Source organism: Paracoccus sp. S4493 (assembly GCF_000967735.1).
Classification (GTDB): Bacteria; Pseudomonadota; Alphaproteobacteria; order Rhodobacterales; family Rhodobacteraceae; genus Paracoccus; species Paracoccus marcusii.
Window position 1 is genome coordinate 1 of record NZ_JXYF01000227.1, and the last position, 5,260, is coordinate 5,260.

8 protein-coding genes and 1 pseudogene are annotated in these 5,260 nt (G+C 58.1%); 2 read left to right on the top strand and 7 right to left on the bottom strand.

All coding sequences use genetic code 11. The features are described from left to right. The 7 genes and pseudogenes from TW83_RS20105 to TW83_RS16565 all read right to left on the bottom strand — a co-directional run. On the bottom strand, positions 1 to 702 hold a 702-nt coding region (locus TW83_RS20105), incomplete at its 3' end, for a cytochrome c biogenesis protein CcdA (RefSeq protein WP_157001702.1). Positions 703 to 794: 92 nt separating this feature from the next. Beyond that, on the bottom strand, positions 795 to 1,127 hold the full coding sequence (locus TW83_RS16545) for a copper chaperone PCu(A)C (RefSeq protein ID WP_052714955.1): 333 nt from the start codon (positions 1,125 to 1,127) through the stop codon (positions 795 to 797). Positions 1,128 to 1,132: 5 nt separating this feature from the next. Beyond that, positions 1,133 to 1,342: an SCO family protein gene (locus tag TW83_RS22140; protein WP_239441410.1), complete on the bottom strand. Its 210-nt coding sequence runs from the start codon at positions 1,340 to 1,342 to the stop codon at positions 1,133 to 1,135. 44 nt (positions 1,343 to 1,386) lie between these two features. Continuing rightward, positions 1,387 to 1,479: pseudogene (locus tag TW83_RS22145) on the bottom strand (SCO family protein); the annotation flags it as partial. Between the two features lie 70 nt (positions 1,480 to 1,549). Further along, on the bottom strand, positions 1,550 to 2,797 hold the full coding sequence (locus tag TW83_RS16555) for a cytochrome P450 (protein WP_045983885.1): 1,248 nt from the start codon (positions 2,795 to 2,797) through the stop codon (positions 1,550 to 1,552). Positions 2,798 to 2,800: 3 nt separating this feature from the next. Further along, positions 2,801 to 3,301 carry a signal peptidase II gene (gene lspA, locus TW83_RS16560; RefSeq protein WP_045983886.1) on the bottom strand — a complete coding sequence of 167 codons (501 nt, stop codon included), beginning with the start codon at positions 3,299 to 3,301 and terminating at the stop codon, positions 2,801 to 2,803. Then, positions 3,298 to 4,152, bottom strand: a complete 855-nt coding sequence (locus TW83_RS16565) for a cation transporter (RefSeq protein ID WP_045983887.1) — start codon at positions 4,150 to 4,152, stop codon at positions 3,298 to 3,300. The genes lspA and TW83_RS16565 overlap by 4 nt, the downstream gene beginning before the upstream one ends. Before the next feature lie 56 nt (positions 4,153 to 4,208). On the opposite strand from TW83_RS16565, the gene TW83_RS16570 reads away from it, so the two are divergent. Beyond that, positions 4,209 to 4,553, top strand: a complete 345-nt coding sequence (locus TW83_RS16570) for a metalloregulator ArsR/SmtB family transcription factor (RefSeq protein WP_042250087.1) — start codon at positions 4,209 to 4,211, stop codon at positions 4,551 to 4,553. 73 nt (positions 4,554 to 4,626) lie between these two features. Continuing rightward, entirely contained in the window at positions 4,627 to 5,145 is a 519-nt protein-coding gene (locus TW83_RS20820; protein ID WP_139085845.1) for an aminotransferase class V-fold PLP-dependent enzyme, read from the top strand. Positions 5,146 to 5,260: the final 115 nt, after the last annotated feature.

Below are 5,260 nucleotides of genomic sequence, written 5' to 3' on the forward strand. Positions count from 1 at the left end.
GCCACTTGGGGAATGTATGGGTAACTGTCCCGTCATTATTGCTAGCCCCATGATAACCATGACTCCCCCTGCGACCTTGTAGAGAACACGTCCCGCACTCCCAAACTTTTTGAGGCGCTTAGTAATTGTATCAATAAAGATCGCTGCGAGAAGAAAGGGGACCCCAAGCCCTGCAGAGTAGATAGAAAGAAGTAAAATTCCGTCCGTCATTTTCGATGAGCTGGCGCTTACTGTTAGAATTGCACCAAGGATCGGGCCAATGCAGGGAGTCCAGCCAAAGGCAAAGGCCAACCCAAGGAGATAAGCCCCAAGCGGGCGTCCACCGGAAACATCTAAGCTAAGACGAAGATCTCTGGAGAATAGGCTGCTACGAAATATGCCCAGCATGAATAGCCCAAAAGCGATGACGAACGCGCCGCCTACGATGCTAAGTTCATAGTGGTAAACAAGAAGCAGATGCCCGAGCATGCTAGCGCCCGCACCAAGAAGGATGAAAACTGTTGAGAACCCAAGTACGAAACAGGCACTGAGGGCGATAGCTGGTAGGCGGGCTGACATACTATTGCGCCTTGCCTCTCCAAGATCCTGACCGGCGATGTATGAAACATAGCCTGGTACGAGCGGCAGAACACAAGGCGACAGAAATGAGATGGCACCGGCAAGAAAAGCAGCAAATACACCTACTCCAGATATTTCAAGCATGCTGGCGACTACTCCTTAGTTATTCAGTTATTATTGCGATGGCCGTCATCGGCAACAAATGTTCAAAAGAACGGCTAGATACATACCTTGCTTTAACATGACCGAATGGACACTCTGCCCAACGCGACCTGCTCCCCGGCTGGAAACGGAACCTGCATGGCGTAAGGCATTGATGCGACGCCATCATTCATGACCGTTTGGTGGAGCATCGGCATATCCGCCGCAGGTGTGGTGATGGACATCAGCGTGTCATCTGCCGTGCCGGAATTGCGGATGGTCAGATTGACCACGCCGGGTCGCGCCATGCCAATGGAGGCACGGGACCAGGCCTGAGAGACCTCCAACGCACCGGTTGTAACGGTTTCGCAGGCCAAAGCAGGGCCCGCAGCGGCGATCAGAGCGAGGGTGGCAAAGATGCGTTTCATGTGGGTCACAATCTGGCTTGAAGGTCGGCGACGATTTCGGAGGCGGGCGTGCCGTAGGCGAACTGGCCAAGCCAGTCCCCCTCGGGACTGATCAGGTAAAGGGCAGGGCTGTGGGACATGGCATATCCATCAGGCGCGTCGGCGTTGTCTTCACGCTCGTAATAGATGCGAAAGCTGTCCGCCGCAGCGCGGGTTTGTGCCGCATCCCCGGCCAAGCCGACAATGGAAGGGTGAAACGCCTCGTATACTCGTCGAGGCCCAGCTCTCTGTCGCGCTCGGGGTCGATCGAAATAAAGAGCGGCTGCACGTCGTTGGACAGTTCACCCAGATCGTCCATGACCTGAGCGACCACCTCGGCCAAGGTTGTCGGGCAGATGTCGGGACAGTTCGTGAAACCGAAAAAGACCAGGATGTTGCAGAAGCTAATCTAGACACCTGACGTTGCGCATGATGAACCGGGATGTCGGCAAGGGCGGTAGCTCTCCGGTTTCAAGTTCCAGATCCTGATCCGGCACATCGTAGTCGATCTCATTCACCAAGTATCTGCAAAACGCTTTCATCTGGCTGATCGCGATCCATTCGCCCGGGCAGCGATGGTTCATATAGTGGTCGCCACCGCCCTGTGGGATGAAGTCATAGGGGTTTTCGGTGCGGCCCCGAAACCGTTCTGGACGGAACTCAAGCGGCGCATCCCATGAACGCGGATCGGTGTTCGTACCATAGAGGTCGAGCAAGACCCTGCACCCTTCCGGAAAGTGATGCCCGCGCCACTCGAATGCGCTTTCTACCCGTGCCGCGACCGCAGGAAAAAACGGATACAGACGGCGGACCTCTTGCACGAAAGGTTCAAGCTGTCCCTCGTCATCCTTCAGCTTTTGCCGCCATTCGGGATGCCGATGCAAAGCATGCGCCGCCTGAACTATGAACACGGATACCGCAACGGTCGGACGCAGGACATTTAACATTTCTACGGCGGCCACCCTGGGGGTCAACAACTCTCCATCGAGATCGCGCCATGTCGAGATGACATGAAGGGCATTTTCCTGCGTCGGCTGAAGCTCACCATTGCGGACCTGTTGGATTAGGCGTGCTGCCCATTTTTCCAGGCGGTGGCGCGCCAGACGCGCGCCCCAATGTTTGTGGCCAAGGGCCCCGGCGTCCTGAAAAAGCGCTGTAAGCTGCGCCGTTCGGGTCTCCACCTCAGCTTCATCAAGCGGCACCCCGGCCCAAGCGCAGACAGCTCTTGTGAGCATTTCGCGCACTTCGTCATAGAGGACGACCTCGTTCCTCGCCTTCCAGTCCGGCGCATATTTTTTCAACATGTGAAGCGACGTGCTTTGAAGCGCGGCGATCCGCTCGGTTCCCATGAGTGACATGAACATCTTCTTGCGGTGCTGATGAGCCTCGCCGTCCAATCCCTGTACCCCGCCTTGCCCCAGCAGGGTCTTCTGTATGCGGCCTGGCATCGAGCCTGCGCGGATCAACCGGTCTTCCCGATAAAACGCTTCTGCCGCCGCCGCGCCGGTCATGCAGATCGTCTCTTGAAGAAGGATGCGGGTTTCGAACAGGTCCGTATCCAGTGCGCGGCAGGTCTCCGAAATGAACCCATATGGGTTGCGCAGCAGGGCGAATGTGCTGTCAAAGCCTTTCGCAGATGGTATGCCGAACATCGGTTACACCCCCGTTGTGTTTTCCTTGCGTTGACCCTGACCAAGCTTGTCCTTCGCAGAACGGAAGCTGTCCCAGAACAACAGGGCCGCGCCGCAGAAAATCGTTACGTCCGCAAGATTGAAGGACGGCCAATGGTATGATCCGTAATGGAAGTCGAGAAAGTCCGGAACGGCCTGATAGCGCACGCGATCGAGAATATTGCCGAGCGCGCCGCCGATGATCAGACCGAGAGCGGCAGCTGTTAGCCTGTCCGGCGCGCGCCATAACCAGATCAATAGCCATGCCACAATCACGCCAGCAAGCGCGACGAGACCCCACCACGGTACGAACCCGCCGAGCATACCGAAGCTGACCCCATCGTTCAGAACCCGCACGAGGTTAAGAAAGGGTAGAACCTCAACCCCGCTCTCAAGCTCACGTGTAGTCAGGGCGAGCGCCTTGGTGCCTTGATCGAGACCGAGCGCTGCGATTGCGCAGAGCCCACCAAGAACGCGACTGTTCATGCCGCCGCCTTCAGATCGGCCCGCGCATCGCGAATGATCGCCCAAGCGGAGTGCAGGAACAGTCCGGCGATACCGAAGGCGACGATAAGGTCGGGCCACGCGCTGCCCAGCCAAGCTACGAGACCGGCGGCGATGACGACCGCCGCATTGCCGATGGCGTCGTTGCGCGAGAAGAGCCAGACGGCCCGCATGTTCGCGTCGCCCTTGCGGAACCGCAGCAGCGGCAGAACGGAGACGACATTGACGACAAGGGCGATCATGCCGAGCAGGCCCATGAGACCTGCATCCGGCGTCGTCCGTTCGAAGACCCGGACGATCGTCGTGCCGAGGACGCCAAGACCGAGGAGCCCGAGGAAAATGCCCTGGATCAGGGCCGACCGAGCCCGCCAGGCGAGGCTCCAGCCAATGGCCAGCAGGCCGAGGAAGGTGATCGCGCCATCGCCGATGAAATCGAGCGCATCGGCCTTCACGGCCTGTGACCCGGCGATGAATCCGCCGATCATTTCAAGGACGCCGTAACCCGCGTTCAGGATCACGACGATCCAGAGAGCGCGTCGGTAGGCCGGATCCTGATGAGCCGGATTCGGCGGAATATCTCCATCGCCCTCGATCCGGTCGAAGCCGTAACCGGTCACCGCAACGGCCTTTTCGATATCTGGCAGGCGCGCCTCGGAGGCGTTCAGTGTCATGATGTGCGTTGCGGCCGACACCTTCACATCGTCGGGCGCTACTCCGGCCGACTGCGCCGCCCGTTCGATCTGCGCGGCATCCTTTGCGCAATCCATACCGGAAACCCGGTAACGGAAGGGCGGGGCATCAGCCGTCGATCCGGCTCTTTCGGTGTTGGCCATGGTCGCGCTATTCCTGCTAGGATGAATCGAAGAACAACATATCAGCGAGGAGTGATATGGTGCAAATCGTCGATGACCGCAAGAGCGCGACCATCGAGCGACGGGCGAAATTGTTCCGCGGCTTCGCGGACCCGAGCCGCCTGGCCATTCTCGGTGCACTTTGCAATGAGCCATTGGCCGTTCACGAGATCGTCGAGCGGACGGAACTATCGCAACCCAACGTCTCCAACCACCTGAGGTGCCTGCTGGACTGCGGGCTTGTCGCCAGCGACCGCGATGGGCGCTTCATCCGCTACCGTATCAGCAGCCCGCGCATCACGGTCCTTCTGAGCGATGTAGACTCACTTCTCGACGTGGTCTCAGAGGGTGTTGACGCGTGTAACAATTATCGTGGGGAATGAACGATCAAATTTTGACCGACACACACGGCATGATGCACCGTAGCGCTTCGAAGGCACAGCTTGCCGACAGCTATTGCAGGCGGCTCGCGCTCGCCGTGAAAATCCAGTCCTTCATCTTATCACTCAAAAAGAATATTCCCTAACTAGGCGGATCGAGGGCCTGAAGTTTCATGGAACTGGCTATGCGGGTGATGGTCATGATCGTTTGGGGGTCATTCCATTCACGCTGACATCTCAGCCGCATGGGCTTGTTGCGGCTGCACTTGCGACTGAATATGGGATTGGCGTCAGAAGCGGCTGCTTTTGCGCCCATCCGTACCTGATCCGCTTGCTTGGACTTTCGCCAGACGCGGTCGAGAAGGTACGCATTGACATGGCCCGGGGCGACCGCCGCACAGTGCCTGGAATGGTCCGGATCAGTTTCGGAATGTACAATTCAACCGATGACATCGATCAGCTTGCCATTGCCCTGGAACAGATTGCCGCCGGTCAGTTCAACGGGATCTACAGCCAGGAGCGGGAAAGTGGCGACTACAGCGCTCTTGGCTGGAAAAGCAACACGGCCTCGGCCTTTTCCCTGGGCGCGGCATGAACCCGAAACGACCGGGCCAAAGCCTTTGTATTCGCCTCGGGCCTGAAACTGAGCCTTTGGCCTATTTCCAAGACTGAACAGAATGAATGATAATTGGTAAGCGCGACGCGGCCCC